Source organism: Bacillus sp. PAMC28748 (assembly GCF_014250415.1).
Taxonomy (GTDB): Bacteria; Bacillota; Bacilli; order Bacillales; family Bacillaceae; genus Bacillus; species Bacillus licheniformis.
Genome location: NZ_CP060192.1, coordinates 85147 through 108445 on the forward strand (window position 1 = coordinate 85147; position 23299 = coordinate 108445).

Annotated in this window: 23 protein-coding genes, 1 pseudogene and 1 riboswitch; of the genes and pseudogenes, 11 read left to right on the top strand and 13 right to left on the bottom strand. The window is 46.3% G+C overall.

From position 1 onward, the window contains the following. Window positions 1-21: 21 nt before the first annotated feature. The 7 genes from H7F26_RS00420 to H7F26_RS00445 all read right to left on the bottom strand — a co-directional run bounded on the left by H7F26_RS00420 (window position 22) and on the right by H7F26_RS00445 (window position 4870). Complete coding sequence (locus tag H7F26_RS00420; RefSeq protein WP_003184558.1) at window positions 22-1353, bottom strand: ABC transporter permease; 1332 nt, start codon at window positions 1351-1353, stop codon at window positions 22-24. Beyond that, entirely contained in the window at window positions 1343-2041 is a 699-nt protein-coding gene (locus tag H7F26_RS00425; RefSeq protein WP_003184560.1) for an ABC transporter ATP-binding protein, read from the bottom strand. The genes H7F26_RS00420 and H7F26_RS00425 overlap by 11 nt, the downstream gene beginning before the upstream one ends. A gap of 25 nt (window positions 2042-2066) precedes the next feature. After that, window positions 2067-3044, bottom strand: coding sequence for a permease (locus tag H7F26_RS00430; protein ID WP_003184561.1), 978 nt, complete (start codon window positions 3042-3044; stop codon window positions 2067-2069). Continuing rightward, the gene (locus tag H7F26_RS00435; protein WP_003184563.1) at window positions 3038-3916 is read right to left on the bottom strand and encodes an ATP-binding cassette domain-containing protein; all 879 of its coding nucleotides are present in this window, start codon (window positions 3914-3916) and stop codon (window positions 3038-3040) included. Before H7F26_RS00435 ends, H7F26_RS00430 begins: the two co-directional genes overlap by 7 nt. After that, on the bottom strand, window positions 3909-4301 hold the full coding sequence (locus tag H7F26_RS00440; protein ID WP_003184565.1) for a GntR family transcriptional regulator: 393 nt from the start codon (window positions 4299-4301) through the stop codon (window positions 3909-3911). The genes H7F26_RS00435 and H7F26_RS00440 overlap by 8 nt, the downstream gene beginning before the upstream one ends. Before the next feature lie 42 nt (window positions 4302-4343). Further along, window positions 4344-4472, bottom strand: a complete 129-nt coding sequence (locus H7F26_RS21800; protein WP_016885611.1) for a hypothetical protein — start codon at window positions 4470-4472, stop codon at window positions 4344-4346. 125 nt (window positions 4473-4597) lie between these two features. After that, window positions 4598-4870: a YtzC family protein gene (locus H7F26_RS00445; protein WP_003184568.1), complete on the bottom strand. Its 273-nt coding sequence runs from the start codon at window positions 4868-4870 to the stop codon at window positions 4598-4600. A 152-nt stretch (window positions 4871-5022) separates the two neighbouring features. On the opposite strand from H7F26_RS00445, the gene H7F26_RS00450 reads away from it, so the two are divergent. From H7F26_RS00450 to gltP, 3 genes are all read left to right on the top strand, one after another. Then, window positions 5023-5991: a tRNA modification radical SAM protein MnmL/YtqA gene (locus H7F26_RS00450; protein WP_003184569.1), complete on the top strand. Its 969-nt coding sequence runs from the start codon at window positions 5023-5025 to the stop codon at window positions 5989-5991. Beyond that, on the top strand, window positions 5988-6572 hold the full coding sequence (locus tag H7F26_RS00455; RefSeq protein ID WP_003184571.1) for a tRNA 5-(aminomethyl)-2-thiouridylate-methyltransferase MnmM: 585 nt from the start codon (window positions 5988-5990) through the stop codon (window positions 6570-6572). The genes H7F26_RS00450 and H7F26_RS00455 overlap by 4 nt, the downstream gene beginning before the upstream one ends. A 180-nt stretch (window positions 6573-6752) precedes the next feature. Continuing rightward, window positions 6753-8003, top strand: coding sequence for a glutamate-aspartate/proton symporter GltP (gltP, locus tag H7F26_RS00460; RefSeq protein ID WP_003184573.1), 1251 nt, complete (start codon window positions 6753-6755; stop codon window positions 8001-8003). Between the two features lie 40 nt (window positions 8004-8043). Here gltP and H7F26_RS00465 read toward each other — a convergent pair whose 3' ends face one another. Both H7F26_RS00465 and H7F26_RS00470 read right to left on the bottom strand, forming a co-directional pair. Further along, complete coding sequence (locus H7F26_RS00465) at window positions 8044-9123, bottom strand: tetraprenyl-beta-curcumene synthase family protein (RefSeq protein WP_003184575.1); 1080 nt, start codon at window positions 9121-9123, stop codon at window positions 8044-8046. A 14-nt stretch (window positions 9124-9137) separates the two neighbouring features. Beyond that, window positions 9138-9917 (bottom strand): alpha/beta hydrolase, encoded by a 780-nt coding sequence (locus tag H7F26_RS00470; protein WP_021837661.1) that lies wholly within the window; start codon window positions 9915-9917, stop codon window positions 9138-9140. 43 nt (window positions 9918-9960) lie between these two features. Here H7F26_RS00470 and H7F26_RS00475 point away from each other — a divergent pair, with 43 nt between their 5' ends. From H7F26_RS00475 to H7F26_RS00485, 3 genes and pseudogenes are all read left to right on the top strand, one after another. Next, window positions 9961-10479, top strand: a complete 519-nt coding sequence (locus tag H7F26_RS00475; RefSeq protein ID WP_009329418.1) for a gamma carbonic anhydrase — start codon at window positions 9961-9963, stop codon at window positions 10477-10479. A 188-nt stretch (window positions 10480-10667) separates the two neighbouring features. Beyond that, window positions 10668-11176 (top strand): annotated as a pseudogene (locus H7F26_RS00480) (phosphatase PAP2 family protein). Window positions 11177-11234: 58 nt separating this feature from the next. Continuing rightward, window positions 11235-12371: a glycosyltransferase family 4 protein gene (locus H7F26_RS00485; protein ID WP_025808465.1), complete on the top strand. Its 1137-nt coding sequence runs from the start codon at window positions 11235-11237 to the stop codon at window positions 12369-12371. Window positions 12372-12414: 43 nt separating this feature from the next. On the opposite strand, the gene asnB is transcribed toward H7F26_RS00485, so the two are convergent. Together asnB and metK are read right to left on the bottom strand one after the other, a co-directional pair. Then, window positions 12415-14313 (bottom strand): asparagine synthase (glutamine-hydrolyzing), encoded by a 1899-nt coding sequence (asnB, locus tag H7F26_RS00490; RefSeq protein WP_003184584.1) that lies wholly within the window; start codon window positions 14311-14313, stop codon window positions 12415-12417. Between the two features lie 229 nt (window positions 14314-14542). After that, window positions 14543-15745: a methionine adenosyltransferase gene (metK, locus tag H7F26_RS00495; protein WP_003184586.1), complete on the bottom strand. Its 1203-nt coding sequence runs from the start codon at window positions 15743-15745 to the stop codon at window positions 14543-14545. A 391-nt stretch (window positions 15746-16136) separates the two neighbouring features. After that, window positions 16137-16274: riboswitch (SAM riboswitch) on the bottom strand. A gap of 194 nt (window positions 16275-16468) precedes the next feature. On the opposite strand from metK, the gene pckA reads away from it, so the two are divergent. Both pckA and H7F26_RS00505 read left to right on the top strand, forming a co-directional pair. After that, window positions 16469-18052 (top strand): phosphoenolpyruvate carboxykinase (ATP), encoded by a 1584-nt coding sequence (gene pckA, locus H7F26_RS00500; RefSeq protein ID WP_061566007.1) that lies wholly within the window; start codon window positions 16469-16471, stop codon window positions 18050-18052. A gap of 249 nt (window positions 18053-18301) precedes the next feature. Then, window positions 18302-19486: a dicarboxylate/amino acid:cation symporter gene (locus H7F26_RS00505; protein WP_003184590.1), complete on the top strand. Its 1185-nt coding sequence runs from the start codon at window positions 18302-18304 to the stop codon at window positions 19484-19486. Between the two features lie 40 nt (window positions 19487-19526). Here H7F26_RS00505 and H7F26_RS00510 read toward each other — a convergent pair whose 3' ends face one another. Together H7F26_RS00510 and H7F26_RS00515 are read right to left on the bottom strand one after the other, a co-directional pair. Further along, a complete protein-coding gene (locus H7F26_RS00510) occupies window positions 19527-19769 on the bottom strand; it encodes a DUF2584 domain-containing protein (RefSeq protein ID WP_009329422.1) in 243 nt (80 codons plus the stop codon). 24 nt (window positions 19770-19793) lie between these two features. Then, the gene (locus tag H7F26_RS00515) at window positions 19794-20594 is read right to left on the bottom strand and encodes an alpha/beta hydrolase family protein (RefSeq protein ID WP_061566006.1); all 801 of its coding nucleotides are present in this window, start codon (window positions 20592-20594) and stop codon (window positions 19794-19796) included. 107 nt (window positions 20595-20701) lie between these two features. Here H7F26_RS00515 and H7F26_RS00520 point away from each other — a divergent pair, with 107 nt between their 5' ends. Genes H7F26_RS00520 through H7F26_RS00530 form a run of 3 tightly spaced genes read left to right on the top strand, consistent with a single transcriptional unit; the run spans window position 20702 to window position 23282 of the window. Further along, a complete protein-coding gene (locus H7F26_RS00520; protein ID WP_044789821.1) occupies window positions 20702-21694 on the top strand; it encodes an ABC transporter substrate-binding protein in 993 nt (330 codons plus the stop codon). Between the two features lie 12 nt (window positions 21695-21706). Further along, window positions 21707-22495 carry an ABC transporter ATP-binding protein gene (locus H7F26_RS00525; RefSeq protein ID WP_003184598.1) on the top strand — a complete coding sequence of 263 codons (789 nt, stop codon included), beginning with the start codon at window positions 21707-21709 and terminating at the stop codon, window positions 22493-22495. Beyond that, a complete protein-coding gene (locus H7F26_RS00530) occupies window positions 22458-23282 on the top strand; it encodes an ABC transporter permease (protein ID WP_061566005.1) in 825 nt (274 codons plus the stop codon). The genes H7F26_RS00525 and H7F26_RS00530 overlap by 38 nt, the downstream gene beginning before the upstream one ends. The last annotated feature ends 17 nt before the right edge of the window (window positions 23283-23299 follow it).

A 23299-nucleotide genomic window follows, 5' to 3' on the forward strand; every position in this document is an offset into this window, starting at 1 on the left:
GGCATACCGCCGGCTTTTTTCCTAAAGCTCTCTTCTTAATGCTGTCAGCACGTTCGTTCTTGTCGCTTTAATGGCCGGATTCAGGCCGGAAAGAATGGCGACACCCGCACTGATCAATGTCGCGATGAGGACAAGACTGACCGGAATATGCGAGAAGGTGATACTGAGCTCTGCCGCACTCGCTTCTCCTTCTGAAACCGATGATAAAATGACAGGTATAATCTTGTTCACTAAAAAGCTGACACCGTATGAAATGATAATACCTAAAACAGATCCTAAGATGCCGATATAGGCGCTTTCCAGCAGGAACATTTTTCGGATCACATTCGGGCTTGCACCGATCGCTTTCATAATGCCGATTTCCTGCGTCCGCTCTGTAACCGCCATTGTCATCGTGTTGAAAATCCCGATCGCTGAAATCAAGACGGCAATGACTCCGACAAAGATCAGACCGATTTTAAAAGCCATGAAAAAAAGATTGATGCTATCGAGCTTTTTCGTTATTGAATCGACGTAGTAGCCTTCATCCTCCAAATCTGTTGTCAGCTGTCCGACATGTTCAAAGTTATCCGCGTAAACCGAAAGCGTTTTTTCGATCATGCCGCTGTCTTTTTCCGACTTCAGAAAGCCGGTGATGTCTTTTTGCATGCCGTTGCTGACATAGACTGTTGAATCGCTCGCCCATTCATACGAAGGTTTTTTTGTCACTCCGACAACTTTCAGATCATATGTTTTCGCTTCCCCTTCTTCTCCTGTTTTTTCATCCATTTTTGAGATCTTTAATTCAATCGTTTTGCCGAGAATATCTTCTTCGTATCCTTTCGGCTCTTTTGCTTCCTCAGCATTATTTTCCATCTGCTTTTCATAATCTGCGGCTTCCTTTTTCGTCCAGAGGTTCTTCCCGAAATGGTAGCCGACGACAATTTCATTCGGTGTTTTCGCTACGCGGCCGCGATCGAGTTTGATATTGGCTTTTTGCTCAGCGGCCATGTCGGTAATTGTAATATTCGACATTTGATTATTGGTCCTGTTGCCCAATTTTGCTTCAGCAGGTGCGAACACGTTTGTGCGCTCGATAATCGCGGACACATCTTTGCGGTTTTCAAATTCTTTCAGGTCTTTCTTTTGAACCTTTTGATCGCTTTGCCCTTCTTTTCCGACAACATTTATCTCGGTTACGATCTGCTCTTTCATCAGCTGTTCAGTCATTGATTTTTGCAGTCCGAATCCGACCGATGCGAGCACGATTAAAAACGCGCAGGCCACCGTTGTTGCGAGAATGGTCATGAATACACGCAGGCGGTTTTTCCTCATATTTCTTCTAATGAACTTCAACTGGTCCTTAAACTTCAACAGTCTCTTCCCCTTTCTCTAACACGCCGTCAGATAAATGAAATTTCGTATTGGCGATCGATGCCACCTCGTCATCGTGCGTGATGATGACAAATGTAATGCCGCGTTCCCTGTTCAGCTGCCGAATGAATTCAAGGATTTCCTGCTCTGTTTCGGAATCCAGGCTTCCGGTCGGCTCGTCGGCTAAAATGATTGAAGGATTCAAAATCAAAGCGCGGGCGATGCTGACGCGCTGCTGCTGTCCGCCTGAAAGCTCATTCGGATAGTGGCCGGCGTGGTTTTCAAGGCCGACGCGGTGGAGCATCTCGTTGACGCGCTGCTTCCGCTCCGACGGATGAACACCTTTTAAAGTCAGGGGAAGTTCGATATTTTCGAAAGTCGTCAAGCTCGGAATCAGCTGAAAACTTTGAAAGATGAAGCCGAAATGTTCAAGCCTGAATGCGGCCCATTCTTTCTCGCTGTACTTCGTGACATCCGTGCCGTCAATCATGATCTTCCCTTTTGTCGGGGCGATGTAGCCGGAAATCAAGTTCAGCAGTGTCGACTTTCCGGAGCCGCTCCGTCCGACAATACAGGCGATTTCTCCTTTTTCAACGGTAAGCGAGACGTCCTTTAACACCTTAATTTCATTTTCCCTTCCCTTTTTGCCGACTTTAAACGAGTGGTGAATATGCTTTACACTGATCATTTGTAAATCTCCTCTCCATTAATGATTACAGCTGTTTTATTTTTTTGAAAATCAAGAAGTAACTGATTAAAAATCCGACTGCCGAACCGATCAACATACCGAATATATAGCTGAACAGACTCGAAGCAGCGGCTGTGCCGAATCCCCAGATGCCGAATAAAATCACGAGAATCTGGATCGGACGATCCATTTTTCTCCAAAGGAAAAAATGTCCGTTCCGTTCAAGCTGCTGTTTGATAAAGCAGAAATAGCCGATTATATAAAACAAGATCCCCATGGCGAGCGGAATAAGCGTAAAGGCCAGGCTGCCGTCTTGAATGCCGAAACTGTTGAGGTATATGATCGGCGTTATATAATCTAGTAGTTCTGTTTCACCATAAAAGAAAGCAGGGTCATGCCCAAAGAAACCCAGGATGATTCGTAAGTTGGCCAGCGGAAGGCCGATCAGCAAATACGGCAGAATCGACGCTGAAAAAGCAACGATCATCTGGGCCAGCGGATTGCCGGTCATCGCGCCCGCCGCCATGACAAGCGAGTAGACCATAAAGCAGAAGATAACCGCCCCGATAAAATACTCATGGAAAAAGACAACGTCAACGTTATACAAAATAATCAAAGCGTAAGATAACAAGTAAGATAATAGCTGGGCTGTTATAAGAATTGAAATGCCGAAGAAATATTTAGTATTGAAAATGACGCCGCGCTTGTAAGGGAGGCCGAGTGTAAAGTCAAGCGTTCCTCTGCTCCGTTCAAACCCGATCTGGCTGATCGCAAGCGCGACTCCGCCAACCCAGAACATTCTCATGGCCCCGCTTACCCCATAATCTTTATATAAAACGCACTCTATATCGGGAAATTTTTTCTGTTCTGCAAGGCATCCCTGGTACTGGAAATAATCATTCAAAATCGCAAGCGGTTCACTCAGCAACACCGCTGCAAAAACAACTAAAAAAATCCAGAAATGCTGTTTCCATTCTTTATATAAAAGTCCGCGGTCTACCATCTTCGCTTACCTCCATACTTCGCGATGAATACTTCCTCAAGACTGACCGGAAGCTCGTTCCAAACTTTCGGAGACAAACTTTTAAGAAATTGTTTGCTCACATTGTCTTCTTTCGGAACCAATACCGTATAAAAGACGCCGGTGTGGTCCAAAACAGGGATTTCCCTTTCCCTGATTTTTAAATTGACATCTTCTTCAAATGCCATTTGAATTTTAATAAAATCGCCTTTCAGTTCATCAAGATCCATGATGTTCGACAATGTATTGTCTTCGAGAAAACCGATTCGGTTGCACATTCTTTCAATGTCCTCAAGCCGGTGAGATGTGATGAGAATCGTCGTGTTGTTTTCAGCCACTTCATCGACCATCAGCTGAAGAACGTCTTGTCTTGTGACGGCATCAATGCCGTCTGTCGGCTCATCAAGCAGGATGACCGCCGGCCGGATCGCAAATGACAGGATCAGCGACATTTGCTTTTTCAATCCTGTAGACAATTCCCTGTACTTTTTTGTTTCGGGAATATCGTATCGGTTCATTAATTCATTTGCATATGTAACATCAAAGTCCGGATAAATGTTACGCAAAATATTGACGAGCTGTTTGTAATTGTATTTTTCGAAATAGGTGTTTTGAACGGGCATATAGACGATGTTGCGCTTGACGAGCGGATGATCCTTCACCTTGACGCTGCCGAAAAAGATATCTCCCTCATCAGGCAGCAGGATTTGCTGAATCAGGCGAAGAAGCGTCGTTTTTCCTGAGCCGTTTCTTCCGAGAAGTCCGAAAATCTCTCCTTCCTCCAGCTTAAAGGAGATGTCTTTAAGTATTTGTTTTCCGTCAATCGTTTTTGAAACAGATTTGAGCTCAATCATTCACTTCGCCTCCTCTCACTTCTTCGTCGATTTCCGCCATCCACTCCTGCAGCTTTTTGGTGTCGATCCCCGCGTAATGCGCATCGATGATCAGCTGCTTTAACTGCTCTTTAATCATCGCAATCTTCCCTTCATCAAGCGTAACTTTCGCGTTTTCTGAAATATACGTTCCTCTTCCCCTCAACGTTTCAATAATCCCTTCCCGTTCAAGTTCTTTATAGGCTTTGCTGACCGTATTCGGGTTTGCAATGATAATGGTTGCAAGCTCTCTGACAGAAGGAAGTTTATCTCCAGGCTTGATTATCCCTTTTAAGCACAGCTCTTTCATCTGCTGGATGATCTGCTCATAGATTGGGGTTGAGCTTCTCGGATCGATTTGAATCATCTATCTCCCTTCTTTCTCGTTCAATCTCAGCGTTATTCACTTTTAAAAAAACACATATCCCAAATTTTCTTGAATCATAAAGCCCAGCTTCGCAAGTACAAACAAGAACGAACAGGCAATGATAAACGCCACGACAACCATTGGCGTTACTTTTTTATGTTTATCACTCATGAGTATTGCTCCTTTACATGTGTGTGTTAACTGTATTACTCGATGTAGTACACTTAATACAATATAGACATCGTCCTTTTTTGTCAATCGCTTTTTTCAAAAAAATGAACCCTTTCAAAAAGGGTTCATCTTTCATACGATCTCTGCAGAATCATATTGTTTTGAAGGGTTTGCAGCTGGAGCCTTTTGCGGTGAATTTCCTCCCTTTGCTGCTCATTGGCAAACAGCGAAAGCTTGTTTAATTCATTGACCGCGTTTTCAAGCATCAGCTGCGCATCGCTGTACTCTGTCTCATTGTAATGTTCCTGCCTGCTTGCAGTTTCAAATTGAGATAAAGCATAATCATAAGCATCTTCGCTTCTTTGGATGTGCTCTCCGACGGATTGTCTTGTAGCCAAAGAAAACCCCTCCTTAATGGAAAAATCCATCGTGATTAGTTTGGCCATCACAGCTGTGATCATTGAAGAAAATAATTGGGAATCGGTTTGTTCTTATCGTGTTTATTTGCTACAATTTTAGGATGCGTGATACTAAAAGGAGGTCCTTTTGTTTGCATCAGAACAACCCTTTTCCATATACGAACAGTGAAAAACGATATCATACATGGAATTATCATTTAAGAAATCATTTCGGTCATAAAGTGTTTAAAGTCGCCCTTGACGGAGGCTTTGACTGCCCGAACCGCGACGGTACGGTCGCACACGGCGGATGCACATTTTGCAGCGCCGCAGGGAGCGGAGACTTTGCGGGAAACCGCGCCGACGATCTGATTACCCAATTTAATGAAGTGCGCGACAGAATGCATGAAAAATGGAAAGACGGCAAATACATGGCGTACTTTCAAGCATTTACGAATACGCACGCTCCCGTCAGCGTTCTTCGCGAAAAATACGAGACCGTCCTCGGCCTTGACGGCGTAGTCGGCCTTTCAATCGCTACCCGGCCGGATTGTCTACCTGACGATGTTGTCGAATATCTTGCCGAGCTTAATGAACGCACATACCTCTGGGTGGAGCTCGGCCTTCAGACCGTTCATGAACGGACGGCTGATTTGATCAACCGCGCCCATGATTTCGACTGCTACGTGGAAGGCGTGAACAAGCTGAGGAAACACGGCATCCGGGTCTGCTCCCACATCATTAACGGACTGCCTCTCGAAGACCGCGGCATGATGATGGAAACCGCAAAAGCCGTCGCCGATTTGGACGTGCAGGGGATTAAAATCCATCTGCTCCACCTGTTAAAAGGGACACCAATGGTGAAGCAGTATGAAAAAGGAAAATTAACGTTCCTTTCTCAAGATGAATATGTCCAGCTTGTTTGCGATCAGCTTGAAATTCTTCCGCCGGAAATGATCATTCACCGGATTACGGGTGACGGACCGATCGAATTGATGGTCGGACCGATGTGGAGCGTCAATAAATGGGAAGTCTTAAACGCCATCAACGGGGAATTGGAAAGGCGCGGCAGCCATCAGGGGAAATGGTTCAACAAGGCGAAAGAAGGCATGGCCACATGAAGCTCAAGAAAATCCTCCCGTATGCGAAAGAACTGCTGAAAACAGCCGCAGGCGAAGGAGACATCGTCATTGATGCGACAATGGGAAACGGACATGATACTCACTTTTTAGCTGAACTTGTCGGTGAAAGCGGGCATGTCTATGCCTTTGACATTCAAGAAGCAGCTCTTATGAATACTGCCGAAAGACTTGGAAACGAGTATAAAGACCGGGTGACATTGATTCAAAAAAGCCATGATGAGCTCACCACTTCGCTTCCTGACGACATCTCAGGCAAGGTGGCAGCAGCCGTGTTTAACCTCGGATATCTTCCGGGAGGCGACAAATCGGTGACGACAAAAAGCGATTCGACCATCGCCAGCATCAAGCAGCTTCTCAAAATCCTGAAAAATGAGGGGCTGATCGTGCTTGTCGTCTACCATGGCCATCCCGAAGGAAAGCGGGAAAAAGACGCCCTGCTCGAATTTTGTGCATCGCTCGACCAGGATACGGCCCGTGTCCTCTGTTACCAATATTTAAACCAGCGAAACGATCCGCCGTTTATCATTGCGATCGAAAAGAAAGAAGCGGTCCAAAAGTGACAGCCTGAAATCCTCCGTTTGGAGGATTTTTTTCATTCAAACATAATGTAAGCGATATCAAAATAAAATATGAACACTTTAGATTTCGGAATTTTCTAAAAAACACCAAATAATGGAGGTGGTTTCACTCTTTGTCGCGAAATTATTGAAAACTCATGGAAAATACGGAGGGATTTCGCTTTGAAAAAATTTATCGCTTATCAAATTTTGATCGCACTCGCCATTGGAGCAGTTATCGGACATTTCTTCCCTGATTTCGGAATGGCGCTGCGCCCCGTCGGAGACGGATTTATCCGTCTGATTAAAATGATCGTCGTTCCAATCGTTTTTTCTACAATTGTCATCGGAGCGGCCGGAAGCGGAAGCATGAAAAAAATGGGCAGCCTCGGCATCAAGACGATTATTTGGTTTGAAGTGATTACGACGTTCGTGCTCGGACTCGGGCTGCTTTTGGCTAATGTGTTAAAGCCCGGCGTCGGCCTTGACCTTTCCCATTTGGCCAAAAAGGATATCGACGAACTCTCGGGCTACACGGAAAAAGTGGTCGATATTAAACAAATGATCCTCGATATCATTCCTACCAACATCGTTGACGTCATGGCCAGAAATGATTTGCTCGCCGTGATCTTCTTTGCGATATTGTTCGGCGTTGCAGCTGCCGGGATCGGCAAAGCCTCGGAACCTGTCATGAAGTTTTTTGAATCTGTTGCCAACATCATGTTCAAGCTGACGCAGATGGTGATGGTCACAGCGCCTATCGGCGTGCTTGCTCTTATGGCCGCATCCGTCGGGCAATACGGCATCGAGCTCCTGCTTCCTATGTTAAAATTAGTCGGCACTGTTTTTCTCGGACTGTTTCTCGTTCTTTTTGTTTTATTTCCGATCGTCGGTCTTGTTTTTAAAATTAAATACTTCGAAGTCCTGAAAATGATTTGGGATTTGTTTCTGATCGCGTTCTCCACGACGAGCACAGAAACAGTCTTGCCGCAGCTGATGGACCGCATGGAGAAATACGGCTGCCCAAAACGGGTCGTTTCCTTCGTGGTTCCTTCAGGCTTATCTCTGAATTGCGACGGCTCCAGCCTATATTTATCGGTCGCCTGTATCTTTTTGGCGCAGGCTTTCAATATAGACATGAGCATTTCCCAGCAATTGCTCATGATGCTCGTGCTAGTGATGACAAGCAAAGGGATCGCCGCCGTGCCATCTGGCTCGCTCGTCGTCCTTCTGGCTACCGCCAACGCAGTCGGCCTTCCCGCTGAAGGAGTCGCGATTATCGCGGGAGTGGACCGCGTGATGGACATGGCGCGAACAGGCGTGAACGTGCCGGGTCATGCTGTCGCCTGCATCGTTGTTTCTAAATGGGAAAAAAGCTTCCGGTATAATAAGCGCTTTGTGCTTGAAAAACAATACCGGACGGAAAGCTTATAAACGGCAAAAGCTCAAGCCGATAAACGGTTTGAGCTTTTCTTTACGAGCTTTTCATCCACGGCATTTTTTGAATTTTGCGGTATGCCCTGCCGTTAATATAGAAAAAGAAAGATGTTTTGCCGCTCGCTTTAATCAGCTTTTTCGCAAGCCGGCCGATTTCCTTCTGGCCCGCTACTTTGTCATCCGACAAATAAACGCCTAACAGTCCTCTGTTGATCAAACGGTGAAAGTTTTCGTGCGGAATCCCGCGCAAATGTTCATCCGCCATTTCGATGAAATATTCGAGCCTTTCCATCATATCTGAATGTGATGGGTAATAAGTGCAGAAATTCAAATCCCCGCCGATTAAATCTTCCTCCTGGTCAATTAAATAATCGAGCAGGATGTGCAGTCCCTGTATGTACGGAAAATAGCTGTCGCGGATCTTTCCGGCCATCGATTCAGTAAAATCGGGACGGACGGAATACGATACGAGGCAGAAGATGCCGAGCGTTGAACCCGCACAGGCCGAGAACTCATACCATTCCATTTTCGGCAGAGCCGATTTATAATTCTCAAACCACGCTTCGAGCCGGGGAACACGCTCATGCTCCACTACGTGTTTATGAACTTGCAGGTCGCAATAGTAGCTGCAAAGCTCAATCAGATGCTCCTTGATCAGATCATAGTTCTCAATTTCCGCAAGCACGCCTTGACATGTTTTCACTAAGTCGTGCAAATAGCCTTGATCATCCTGATCTTCCCTGAACCGGTAATAGTTTTTCAATTCAGCCCCGACTGTCAGCGCGTCTTTCATCGACTGGTGAAGCATGGTGAAATCATCCGGATCAAGCGAGGTGCTCCGGTCGCATAGATTGTCGAGGTAGTCGCTTATCGTCTGATACGCCGTAATAAACCGGATCGACTGCTCGATTTTGTCTCCTGAAAGAAGGGCCATAATGCCGCCGCCTTCACAGTGAAAGGTTTTATCCCTGATGCTGGCTTTCGCCTGCGTTTTCAGTTCGGGATTTTGAATCGTTTCAGCTTTTCGTTTCCACTTGTCCAATTCCTGATGAACAAGGGGAAAAACCTCTCTGTATACTTTAGCCATTAATCCAAAAGGATGCTCCGGTACTGCCAAAGAATGCACCTCCATTATGTTATATACTGCTCCGCAAACGCTCTGGCCGCTTTAAAAACGTCTTCCCGTTCAGGCTCATTGAAAATTTCGTGGTACAAGCCATCCCATTCCCTGTACGTCTTATTGTGGGAAGCAAGCTGGTTAAACCACTTGACGACCATTTTTTTGTCGACAAGCCAGTCGGTGCCCGCCTGCATGACAAAGAGCGGGATGTTGAGAAAGGCGTCCGTCGGCTCCATCGCGCTTTTCAACGCTTTTAACATTTCTTGATACCATCTGACAGAAACTTTTGTGATATATAATGAATCGTTGATGTCCATTTCGATGACTTCTTTGTTTCTCGTCGCTTTATCAGGCGTGATCCCGGATTCAAACCGCATAGACGGCGCCAAAACGTTGAGCCCCTTGGAAATCAAGTCCAGAAATTTGTTCGGCTTTAATTGCAGCCCGAGACAAGGGGATGATAAAATGAGACCGGCAATGCCGCTTTGCTGCTGCTTAAACCATTCGATCGCAATCAGGCCGCCCATGCTGTGCCCGAGCATAAACACAGGCAGTTCAAATGCTTTCGCCCTGGCGACCCATTTGTCCACTTCATCAATATATTCTTGAAAAGAGCGTATATGTCCTCTTTCTCTTGTCGAAGTTCCCTGGCCGGGCAAATCCCCCATTACGACATTAAAGCCGGATGAACGCCACATTTCGGACAGCCATTTATACCGCCCGTGATGCTCACATGCACCGTGAATGATGACGATTGTAGCAACAGGTCTTTCCGCTTCCATGCACCACATGCTGACCACCTCACACAATTTTATAAATGAAAGGATGAAACCTATGATCTACCCTTATAAAAAAACGGAACCCGTTATTCATGAAACGGCGTTTATCGCCGACAACGCGGTCATCACCGGTGATGTAACAATCGGAGAGCGATCAAGCATTTGGTTCTCTTCTGTTATCCGCGGCGATGTCGCCCCGGTCAGAATTGGAAAAGGTGTGAACATTCAAGACCTTTCCTGTCTGCACCAAAGCCCTGAACGCCCTCTCGTGATTGAAGACGGTGTGACGGTAGGCCATCAGGTTACATTGCACAGCTCCGTGATTCGAAAGCATGCCCTTATCGGAATGGGGTCGATTATTCTTGACGAAGCGGAGATCGGGGAAGGCGCTTTTATCGGGGCGGGCAGCCTTGTCCCGCCTGGCAAAAAGATCCCGTCCGGGCACCTCGCATTCGGCAGGCCCGCCAAAGTCATCCGTCCGTTAACCGACAAAGATAAACAGGAAATGGAAAGAATACGCAAAGAATATATTGAAAAAGGACAATACTACAAATCCTTGCAAAAAAAAGATTAGCTTTGCTACAACTTTACCATTTTTCCACCGATAATTTAAGCAAAAACCTTTTCGGCCGCACGCGTCTGCGGCTTTTTTCTTTTTCCGAAATCTTTACAAATACTTATCATTTGCTAAACATTCATTTTTTACAATAAAAAATGAAGCAGCCATACATGTAAAGGGGGTTAGGACATTTGAATAAACTGATGGTTGGCATTTACAACTTTGAATGCCGGATTTTCCTCGGTATGAACAGATTATTTCATCAAAAAACACTCAACCGTTATTTTCGTTCCTCAACTCATTTGGGAGGGGCTATGTGCACGATTTCTGCCTGTCTCTCTTGCTGTTCGGCTCGGGAAGTGTTCGTACAGCGGGGATGGCCAGCGCCCTTGCACTTTTGGTCAGCCACCTTCAAGTCATGCTGATCAAAAAGCTGTATCCGAGAAAGCGGCCGTATTTAACGCTAAAGGAAACTCAGGTTTTGCAAAATCCGCTCAAGGATCATTCTTTTCCATCCGGACATACGACAGCTGTATTTTCTGTTATTACACCGTTAATGATATTCTTTCCGATACTCGCGCTTTTATTAATACCGGTTGGCGTCAGTGTGGGGCTCTCCAGGATTTATCTCGGTCTTCATTATCCATCGGATGTTCTGGCAGGCACAGCCCTCGGGATTTCAGTCGGAACCTTGTCGGCGATGATCTTCTAAGCCGGCCGTTTCTTCCAAAGCGTCACTGATTTTTCACACACAAACAGGAGGGGAAACGATGAAAATTGCGATATTTACGGACACGTTCACACCAGATGTGAACGGCTGCGCCAGAACGCTGAAAAGGTATACGGATTATCTTGAAAAAAACGGGATGCCCTATAAAGTATTTGCGCCGGAAAGCACGCATGAAACACAATTTTCGAGCCGCATCCGCCGTTTTACGAGCATGCCGTTCTTCTTATACCCCGAGTGCAGAATCGCTCTTCCTAATCTCATCAAAATGAAATCAGAACTCCGCGAATTCCATCCCGATCTCATTCACATCGCGACTCCTTTTAATATCGGCCTGGCGGGGCTCAAGCTTGCGAAGAAATGGAACATCCCCGTCGTAGGCTCTTACCATACCGATTTTGACCAGTACCTTTCATATTATGATCTTCAAATGTTTTCCAAACTCTTATGGAAATATATGCTCTGGTTTCATAAAGATTTTCGAAAAGTTTTTGTGCCTTCGCGCGAAACATTTATGCAGCTTAAAGCCAAACAATTCAGGAACCTCTCCATCTGGAAGCGCGGCGTGGACTGCTCGCAGTTCAGTCCGGCGCATCAAACCGAACACATCCGCAAGCGATACGGCATAAAGGAAACCTATATCCTCAGCTATGTCGGAAGGCTTGCACCTGAAAAAGACTTGGAGACGCTGCTCAAGATCGCAAGTCACCCCGCTTTGAAAGATGACGTCCACTGGCTGATCGCCGGAGACGGCCCGTTAAAAAAAGAGCTTGAGAAGCGAGCTCCCCTCAACATGACTTTTGCCGGCTATGTCAAAGGAGAAGAGCTGGCAAGCATCTATGCGAGCTCAGATTTGTTCGTCTTTCCTTCTCCGACGGAAACCTTCGGAAATTCCGCCCTTGAAGCGCTCGCCTGTGGGACGCCTGTTATCGGGGCAGACTCCGGCGGCCTGAAAGATTTTATACAGAACGGAAGAAACGGTTTTCTTTCCGAACCTAGAAATCCGGAAGCATTCACCGCAAATATATTGCGCGTCCTCTCCAACCCATCGTTAAAAAAACGGATGGCATACGAAGCGAGAAGCTATGCCCTTACCCAGTCGTGGGACGTGATCTTTGACAATCTCCTCTCCGAATGTGAAAGCGTGCTTGCAGATTTATCAGCAGAAAAAACGGCATAAAAAAAGAAGGTTTTCGGTTAATCGAAAACCTTCTTTTTTTGGCTTAAACAATAATGACCTCTTTTGGCTGATGGTTCAGCTCTTCCGGTACAAAGCGTTTTTCAACGAAAATGCTGTGCCAGATCATAAAGATGAGAACCGTCCAGATTTTGCGGCTGTTATCCGCTTTGTTGGCGCAGTGGTCTTCAAGAAGCTGAAGCACGTAATCTTTATGGATATATGCATCTGTCTCGCTCTCTTTAATGATGTTCACGGCCCAGTCATGCATTTCGTTTTTCAGCCAGTGGCGGATCGGCACAGGGAACCCTAGTTTTTTGCGGTTTAGCACGTGTTCTGGAACGATGCCTTCCGCCGCTTTTCTAAGAAGATATTTTGTCGTGCCGTTTTTCGTTTTCAGCTCTTCGGGAATTTTGGAAGCCGCTTCAAATACGACTTTGTCCAAAAACGGAACGCGAAGCTCCAGCGAATTGGCCATCGTCATTTTGTCGGCCTTCAGCAAAATATCGCCGCGCAGCCATGTGTGGATATCGACATACTGCATTTTATTGATTTCGCTGTAGGACCTGCTTTCTTCAAAATATGGCTTTGTCACGTCACAGTAAGACAGGTTGCTGTCATATTGGCGAAGAAGTTTTGATTTCATGCCTTCTTCAAAAATCTTTGCATTGCCGATATATCTATCTTCAAGAGGAGTACAGCCCCTCATTAAAAAGCTTTTCCCTTTCATTCCTTCCGGCATCGCTGAAGCTACGCGCAGAAGCATCTTTTTCAGCGGGGACGGGATCCGCTCAAACGGCTTTAATGAAAGCGGCTCTCGGTAAATATTGTAACCGCCGAACAGCTCATCTGCCCCTTCTCCTGACAAAACAACCGTAACTTGCTTCTTCGCTTCCTTCGCGACAAAATACAAAGGAATCGCAGCAGGGTCTGCCAGAGGATCATCCAGATGCCAGACGATCTTTGGAAGCTCGTTCATATATTCCTCAGGGGAAATGATCGCGCTGAAGTTTTCCACGCCGACCTTATCAGCGGTTTCTTTCGCAACGTCAACTTCGCTGAAGCCTTCATGTTCAAAGCCGACAGAGAACGTCTTTAAGTTGGGATGGAATTGCTTCGCCACTGACACGATAAAGGACGAGTCAATGCCCCCGGAAAGGAAGGAACCTACAGGCACATCGCTTCGCATATGAACTTTTACAGAATCAAAGATCGCGTCTCTTACTTCCTGAACAAGCTTGTCTTCTTCTGTCTGAACCGGCTTGAATTGAACTTTCCAGTATGTTTTAAATTGAATATCCTCACCCGGGCGGACGGTAAACTGATGGCCCGACTCTACTTTTTGCACCTTTTTGTCCAGCGTCTCAGGCTCCGGAACGAATTGGAACGATGTATACTGCTGAAGCGCTTTTTCATTCAATTCCAAGTCAGCATCGACAGCCATCAGGCTCTTTCTTTCTGACGCAAAATAAACGTGGCCGTCCGTTTTCGTAAAATAGAGCGGCTTAATGCCGAACGGATCGCGCGCTCCGTATAGAAGCTGCTCTTTTTTATCCCAGATTAAAAAAGCAAACATACCGCGCAGCTTTGAAGCGGCTTCCTGTTTGTAGTGGCGGTAAGTCGCAAGCAAAACTTCCGTATCTGAATCGGTTTTGAACTCGTATCCTTTAGAAAGAAGTTCGTCTTTCAGTTCTATATAGTTATAGATTTCTCCATTAAAAATAATCCAATAGGAGTCGTCTTCATAAGACAGAGGCTGTCCTCCATTTTCCACATCGATGATGCTGAGCCTTCTAAATCCGAAGCCTACATGCTCATCATGATAGTACCCATCATCGTCCGGACCGCGGTGTACAATCATTTCATTCATTTGTTTAATCAGTTCTTCCTGTGCTGCTGTCTCGGATGATGGGCGATGATTGAATACCCCTACAAATCCACACATAGTATTGCCTCCGATTTTTTAAATTTCGTGCAGAAATCAAAGTCTGCTTCTTGATTAGACAAGTGTTTAAAGAAAAACGTTTCAAGAAACTTGAAAAATGTTCATATTAAAATATTTGTATCTGGCAATATCACATCAATATTAAATCTGGATATTTTTCAAGTTTCAACATCCGCCCGCATTTTGCCATCGAAAAACAAAGCCGCTTATTAAAGCGGCTATGCGGTTGTTATTCTCCTAATGCATCTTTCTTCAGCTGATCTGCTTTGTCTGTGCGCTCCCAAGGCAGATCGAGATCGAGGCGGCCGAAATGTCCGTAAGCTGCCGTTTGTTTGTAAATCGGACGGCGAAGATCGAGCATTTTAATAATGCCGGCAGGTCTTAGATCAAAGTTTTTGCGAACCACTTCGATCAATGTTTCTTCACTCGCTTTGCCTGTACCGAATGTATCGATTGAAATGGACACCGGCTGAGCGACACCGATCGCGTAGGCAAGCTGTACTTCACAGGAATCAGCAAGGCCTGCGGCGACGATATTTTTCGCTACATATCTCGCTGCATAAGCTGCAGATCTGTCAACCTTTGTCGCATCCTTGCCGGAAAACGCTCCGCCTCCGTGACGGGCATAGCCGCCATAGGTGTCAACGATGATTTTGCGCCCTGTTAAACCGGCATCCCCCTGCGGTCCGCCGATAACAAAACGGCCCGTAGGATTAATGAAGTATTTCGTGTTTTCATCGATCAGCTCTTTTGGAACTACCGGATTGATGACGTGCTCTTTCAGATTGCGCTGGATTTGTTCAAGCGAAATCTCAGGATGATGCTGAGTCGAAATGACGATTGTATCGATGCGAATCGGCTTGTTGTTCTCATCATACTCAACGGTTACCTGTGTCTTTCCGTCCGGACGCAGATACGGCAGAATTTCCTCTTTGCGGACTTCTGTCAAACGGCGAGACAATTTATGGGCAAGCGAAATCGGCAGCGGCATAAGTTCCTTTGTTTCGTTGCAGGCAAAACCGAACATTAAACCTTGGTCTCCGGCTCCGATCGCTTCAATTTCAGCGTCGCTCATTGCTCCTTCACGCGCTTCAAGCGCCTGGTCGACTCCCATTGCAATGTCTGGAGACTGTTCATCTATAGACGTTAAGACCGCGCAAGTTTCGGCATCAAAACCGTATTTTGCACGTGTGTAGCCAATTTCTTTAATCGTTTCGCGGACTGTTTTCGGAATATCGACGTATGTGGACGTCGTGATTTCACCGCTTACCAGCACCAATCCGGTTGTCACAGATGTTTCACAGGCAACGCGGGCATTCGGATCTTTCTTTAAAATTTCGTCTAATATACTATCCGAAATCTGGTCGCAAATTTTGTCCGGATGTCCCTCCGTAACTGACTCTGATGTAAATAACCGACGGTTTTTGCTCATTTATGTTTCCTCCTGTATATGAAGATCAGCCGTGATCTTAAGTATGATACGGAACTCGTCCCTCTTGATTATATGACGATACTCGGGCTTCATACGCTCTCGTTTTGAAACAATTTCCATTATGCTATTCTTGACGAGATTCTGAGTCGAAATTCCCCTTAGCAGAATTTTTCCTGACTGGTTGCCCGGCTAGACCTTTCACGTCCTGTGAAAAACGCCCAGTACCTTCCTCCTGCTTGATACTCGGCTAAAACCTTTCACGTCCTGTGAAAAACGCCCAGTACCTTCCTCCTGAAGGCAGTTTTTTTAGCAATTTTTGGATCTCGATTTATGCAATAAAAAAACCTTTTCCTATTCGGTGAGGAAAGGGTCTGGTATTGCGTGCCTTTCACTCTTATCGCTCAAGGTATTGAACACCTTGCATCAGGTTAGCACCGTAGTTGTCTCAGAAACTGTTTTTTTCCATTAATAAGAGAAACCGGTTGCTGGGTTTCATTGGGCCTGTCCCTCCACCAGCTCGGGATAAGAGTATCCGCTCAATGAAATATCTTATCTTAAAATGGCTTGTTATGTCAATATCGGCCGAAATAAATTTGAACTTGTCCTACGAGAAAAAACCCGAACGAAAAATGAAGAAACGGTATAGACTATAAGAGTAAATGTGTTATACTAATTCTACATTAATGTTATACACATTAAAAAACACGCAAAGGAAGGTTTTTTATGAATTCTGTAGATTTAACAACTGACTTACAAACGCTATTAACGGGCGAAAACGTTCAGATGAACTTATCCGTTCCCCATTTGGTTGAAAAGATCCTTGAGCGCAAAGAAGGAGTCTTGACATCTTCCGGAGCCGTGCGGGCAACAACCGGTACATACACCGGCCGCTCGCCAAAAGACAAATTCATTGTGGAAGAAGCGAGCACAAAGGACAAAATCGATTGGGGCGCAGTAAACCAGCCGATTTCAGAAGCCGCCTTTGACCGGCTGTACGCAAAAGTGCTCGGCTATTTAAAGGAACGCGATGAATTGTATGTATTTGAAGGGTTTGCAGGAGCAGACGAAAAATACCGGCTTCCGATTACTGTTGTCAACGAGTTCGCCTGGCACAACCTGTTTGCAAGACAGTTGTTCATCAGACCTGAAGAACATGATAAAAAACCTGAAGAACAGCCGTTTACGATTCTTTCAGCTCCGCATTTCAAAGCCGATCCGCTCGTTGACGGAACCAGATCTGAAACGTTTATCATCGTGTCGTTTGAGAAGCGGACGATCTTAATCGGAGGCACCGAATATGCCGGAGAGATGAAAAAATCGATTTTTTCTATTATGAATTTTCTTCTGCCTGAACAAAACATTCTACCGATGCACTGTTCGGCAAACATTGGCGAGGAAGGCGGAACTGCTCTCTTCTTCGGATTGTCAGGTACAGGCAAAACGACGCTTTCCGCCGATCCGAAGCGGAAGCTGATCGGCGACGACGAACACGGCTGGTCCAGCACAGGCGTTTTCAACATTGAAGGAGGCTGCTACGCCAAATGCATTAACTTAAGCGAAGAAAAAGAACCGCAGATTTACAATGCGATCCGCTTCGGTTCCGTTCTCGAAAATGTCGTGGTTGACAGCAAAACCGGAGAGCCGGACTATTCCGACTCATTCTACACGGAAAACACGAGAGCGGCTTACCCGATTGACGCGATTGACAACATCGTCAAGCCGAGCATCGCAGCGCACCCGCAGACCATCGTATTTTTGACCGCAGATGCTTTCGGCGTGCTTCCTCCGATCAGCAAGTTAACGAAAGAACAAGCCATGTATCATTTCCTGAGCGGATATACAAGCAAGCTCGCCGGCACCGAACGCGGGATCACCACTCCTGAAGCCACATTCTCGACCTGCTTCGGTTCACCGTTCCTCCCGCTTCCGGCACATGTGTACGCTGAAATGCTCGGAAGAAAAATCGATGAGCACGGGGTCGGCGTCTTTCTCGTCAATACAGGCTGGACCGGCGGCGGATACGGAACCGGGGAAAGAATGAGCCTCGCATATACGAGAGCGATGGTTCAGGCCGCAATAGAAGGAGAACTGGATAAAGCCGAAATGAGGACTGACCGCATTTTCGGACTTCATTCACCTGTCCACGTTCCGGGTGTGCCTGATCAAGTGCTTGACCCGGCCAAAACTTGGACAGATGAAAACGAATACGAGGAAAAAGCGATCCACCTGGCGAATGCATTCAAACAGAATTTCAAAAAGTTCTCCAATACGGAAAACATCGAAAAAGCCGGAGGACCGCTCGTTTAACTCAGCCCGCTTGCATCAGCGCAGATCTTCTGCGCTGATCCAGTTTATCGAAAACCTCTTCGCCTATCAGCGGCCGATGCCATTTCCTGGGCAATGATCAAGATGACAGTCAAGCACCGCCTCAGATAAAACGATTCCAATTTGCAAGTATTATTATTTGAAAATACAGACTTTTTTTATTTTTAACAAAAGAAATCTTTCATATGTTAATATTATAAAAACATTTGTATATTTCAGGAGGACACATCTATGAAATTTGGATTACTGCCAAGGATCATTACGGCAATTGTTCTTGGTGTTATCGTCGGAAGCTTTGCTCCGCTTTGGTTCGTCAAAACGGCAGCTACTTTCAATGATATTTTTGGAAGCTTCATTAAATTTGTCATTCCTTTTATTATTATCGCTTTTATTATTCCCGGCATCGGACAAATCGGCAGCGGCGCCGGAAAAATCCTCGGCATTACGGCAGGTATCGCCTACACGTCAACCATTTTTGCAGGCCTCCTGGCGTACCTTGTCGGTTCAAACCTTCTTCCCGCGATCATTTCCGGCCATCAGCTGCAGGAGTTTAAAAATCCGGAAGAAGTACTGCAAGCAGGATTTTTCACCATTGAAATGACGCCGTTTATGAGCGTGATGAGCGCACTGATTTTTGCTTTCATCATGGGGATCGGCATCGCTTATCTGCCCGGAAAAACATTAAAAAACGCGTTTGATGAATTTCAAACGATCGTTGAAAAGCTGATATCATATATTATTATTCCGTTACTGCCTGTTCATATTTTCGGTATTTTCACCAATATGACGTTCGGCGGTCAGGTGCAGACGATTCTATCCGTATTTGCGAAAGTTTTCGTGATGATTATCGTGCTTCACCTTGTCATACTCTTGATTCAGTACTCCGTTGCGGGTGCTGCAAACGGCAGAAATCCGCTGTCGCTGTTGAAAATCGTAGCACCGGCATACTTCACCGCGCTCGGCACACAATCGTCAGCGGCAACGATTCCCGTTACGCTGAGACAAGTCAGAAAAACGGGGGCAAGCCAAAAAGTGGCTGACTTCGCCGTTCCGCTCCTGGCCAACATTCATTTGTCAGGAAGCACAATTACACTGACAAGCTGTGCAATGGGCGTGATGATTCTAAACGGTCAAACGCCGACTTTTTCGGTCATGATGCCGTTCATTTTAATGCTTGGCGTCACAATGGTCGCAGCGCCCGGTGCACCAGGCGGTGCCGTCATGGCCGCTGCCGGATTGTTGCAGTCGATGCTCGGCTTTAATGAAACTAGCGTATCGTTGATGATCGCTCTTTACCTTGCCCAGGACAGCTTGGGCACAGCAACGAACGTAACAGGAGACGGCGCTCTCACCATGCTGATTCACAGGCTGACTTCCAAAAAAGGAATCGGAAAAGAGGAAAATGTGCCTGCATAATACAGAAAAGCCAAGGACGCTATCCGCGCCTTGGCTTTTTTTAATTCGTGGAATTTAATGATACGAGCCTGTATGTTAAATGAGTCCGTCCGTCTGACCATTCAAGGCGCTCCGCCTGCGCGGTGCCGGTAATGTCGCCCCGCTTGGTCTTTCTGACTTCAAGCGGCACATGAAGAGGGTAAACCCGATAACCTTCTTTCTCGAGTGTAAACACATTTTCCTCAACCCGCGTTTCTTTTCCTTTTGTCACAATCATCGTGTTAAATTCAACTGGCATTCCCACCTAAAGTCCCCCTCCTTTTCTCTTTTACTTTAGTTTACCATAACTTGTCCAAGGACGGCTTTTCATCCATTGGGATAATTCTCTAACAATCCGCCTGTTTTCGCGCGGAGGAAAATAGTGGGTATATTGGCTGAAATACCACGTATCCACAGACTTGTTCCTTCGCAGAAGTTCACGCTCAAGACGCCGCGCATGCTCGATGGAGACATTTTCATCGTTTGCTCCGTGGATCAAAAGCACGGGCGCTTCAATCTTCTCCAGCTCGTCAAAAGGCGTCCTCCATTCATACGCTTCGGGAACCTTTTCAGGCGTCCCGCCGATGACCCGCTTCATCATCCGCCGCAAATCTTTTCGTTCGCGATAGGTCATGACCATGTCGCTGACACCGCCCCAAGACACAAACGAAGCGGCCGCTGCTTTCATTTCGATTGCCGTTAAGATGCCCATAATTCCGCCGCGGGAAAAGCCAAAAATGTGAACGCGTCCGTCCTTTACCAGTTCGTGCTTCTGAAGAAGACGAAAAGCGGCAAAAGCATCTTCCCGGTCATTACCTGCAAAATCCTCATCGCCTTCTCCTCCTTGATTGCCCCTGTAAAACGGAGCAAGAACGACAAAGCCCTGTGAAGCGAACTGGACGATTCGGCCCGGTCTGACCATCCCGACGTTTTTAATTCCGCCGCGCAAATACAAAAACCCGTCATAATTTCCGGGAGCGGCCGGTTCGGCCAAAAGCCCCTTAACCTTGAGTCCTTGTGAAAGGTATATGACGGAAAACAGGCGCACCTCTTTGTTCGGCGATGGAAACCTTCTTTTTTCTATCCACATTCGTCACGTCACCTCTTTTAATCCGCAGCTGTCCCTCACACCTGTTTAGTATATAACATAAACTATTTTATGCCGAAAATAACCGAAATCAAAGGAGGGAAATCGGTTTGAAGCGTTTCTTTTTTACCATATTATCCTTCATCATGATGCTGTTTATCCTCGCTTCATGCGGCGGACAAAAGACCGAAAAGATCCGTCTGGCGGAAGTGACCCGTTCCGTTTTCTATACGCCTTTATATATCGCCTTATCTGAAGGTTTTTTTAAAGAAGAAGGCCTTGATGTTGAACTGAAAACGACCTGGGGCGGAGATAAAACGATGACTGCCCTTCTGTCAAACGGCGCCGATATTGCGCTTGTCGGCTCGGAAACGTCAATATACGTAAATGCCCAGGGCGCAAGCGATCCGGTGATTAATTTTGCACAGCTTACCCAGACGGACGGAACCTTCCTCGTCTCCAGGAACGATTCGGGGCATTTCAGCTGGGATGATTTGAAAGACAAAACGTTCCTTGGCCAGCGCAAAGGCGGAATGCCGCAGATGGCAGGCGAATTTGTCCTCAAACAGAAAGGCATCGATCCTAAAAAGGATGTGGATCTGATCCAAACGATTGATTTCGCGAATATCGCAAACAGCTTTGCATCTGGTACAGGTGATTATGTTCAATTATTTGAACCCCAGGCATCCATTTTTGAAAGAGAAGGCATCGGCCGCATTGTCGCCTCCTTCGGAAAAGAATCGGGCCGAATCCCATATACAACTTTTATGGCCAAACAAAGCTATTTAACGAAAAACAAAGAAGCGGTCGAAAAGTTCACCCGCGCGGTTTACAAAGCGCAGCAGTGGGTTGAGACGCACTCTGCAAAAGAAGCAGCCGAAAGCATTCAAGATTATTTTAAAGATACCGAGCTTTCAATCATTGCATCTTCAATCGAACGGTATAAACAACAACAGTCTTTTGCTCTTGATCCTGTTTTGGATGAAAAAGAATGGAACCAGCTTCAAACCATCATGGATGAAGCCGGCGAGCTGCCGAAGCGCACCCCTCATCAAAAGCTGGTCAATACAAAGATCGCCGAAAAGGTCACAAAAAATCACTAGGAGGTGGCCGCAGTGTCTTTTCTGCAAGTTCAGGATGTCACACATACTTACTTTTCATTGAAGGAAAAAACAGCGGCGCTGGAAAACGTCAGCATTGAAGTCGAAAAAGGCGAATTTGTTTCGTTTCTCGGCCCAAGCGGATGCGGCAAAACAACGCTTTTATCGATCATCGCCGGCATCGTTTCCCCCACGGAAGGACGCGTCTTGGTTGAAGGGCGCACACCTGATGGAAAGGATCGGCACATCGGTTATATGCTCCAGCAGGATTATTTATTTCCCTGGAAAACCATTGAGGAAAACGTCTTAATCGGTTTGCACATTTCCAAAAAACTAGGCCCGGAAACGAAGGAAACCGCTCTCGGCCTGCTGAAAAAATTCGGGCTTTACGAGGTTGAAAAAAAGTATCCAAAAGAGCTCTCGGGCGGCATGAGGCAAAGGGCGGCGCTTGCCCGCACTCTCGCTGTCGACCCCGATATCCTTCTGCTTGATGAACCTTTTTCAGCCCTTGACTATCAGACAAAATTGAACCTCGAAGATTTAGTGTTCAACACGTTAAAGACGTATCAAAAAACAGCGGTGCTCGTGACCCATGATATCGGTGAAGCGATAGCGATGAGCGACCGGATTCTGCTATTTTCAAAGCAGCCGGGCACTATCCATAAAACATTTGCCGTTCCTGAACCGATCAGGAAGCTGACACCGTTTGAAGCGAGGCAGGAACCGGAATTTCAGCCCCTCTTTCAGAACATATGGAAGGAGCTCAATGACCTTGAACAACAAACATCCGAAACCAAAAGTTGACTTCCTTCATGAGGCTTTTTTAAAGGAGCAGCAGGCCGAAAAAAGGCGGGTCCGCTTTTTTCAAATTGTGATTTTCATCGTTTTCTTTTCGCTGTGGGAAACCGCAAGCCGTCTGGCATGGATCGATCCGCTGATCTTCAGCTCTCCTTCAGCCGTCTGGGCGCTTTTCCTCGAAAAAATGGGAGACGGATCATTGCCGGGACATATCGGTGTAACCGTATTTGAAACCATCCTCGGCTTTCTGGCCGGAACATTGCTTGGAACTTTTCTAGCCGCCCTCTTATGGTGGTTCCCGAGGCTCTCCAAAATATTAGATCCGTATCTTGTCGTCTTAAATGCGATGCCGAAAGTGGCGCTGGGTCCCATTCTCATCGTTGCGATCGGCCCCAGCTTGACGAGCATTATTGCAATGGGCGCCATCATCAGCGTTATCATTACGACTATCGTCGTCTATACGTCCTTTCAAGAAATTGATGAAAACTATTTAAAAGTGATGAAAACATTCGGCGCTACGAAACGCGAGATTTTCAAAGAAGTCATTTTGCCCGCTTCCATTCCGACGATCATATCTACACTGAAGGTCAATGTCGGCTTGAGCTGGGTCGGTGTCATCGTAGGAGAATTTTTAGTATCGGCTCAAGGCCTCGGCTATATGATCATCTACGGCTTTCAAGTCTTTAATTTCAACCTCGTCATGCTGAGCCTCCTGATCATCGCCGTCTTCGCAACATTGATGTATCAAGGTGTCGAGCTGTTGGAAAGAAAGTGGATGAAAGGCAGAGTATAACATGAAAAAACCCTGCA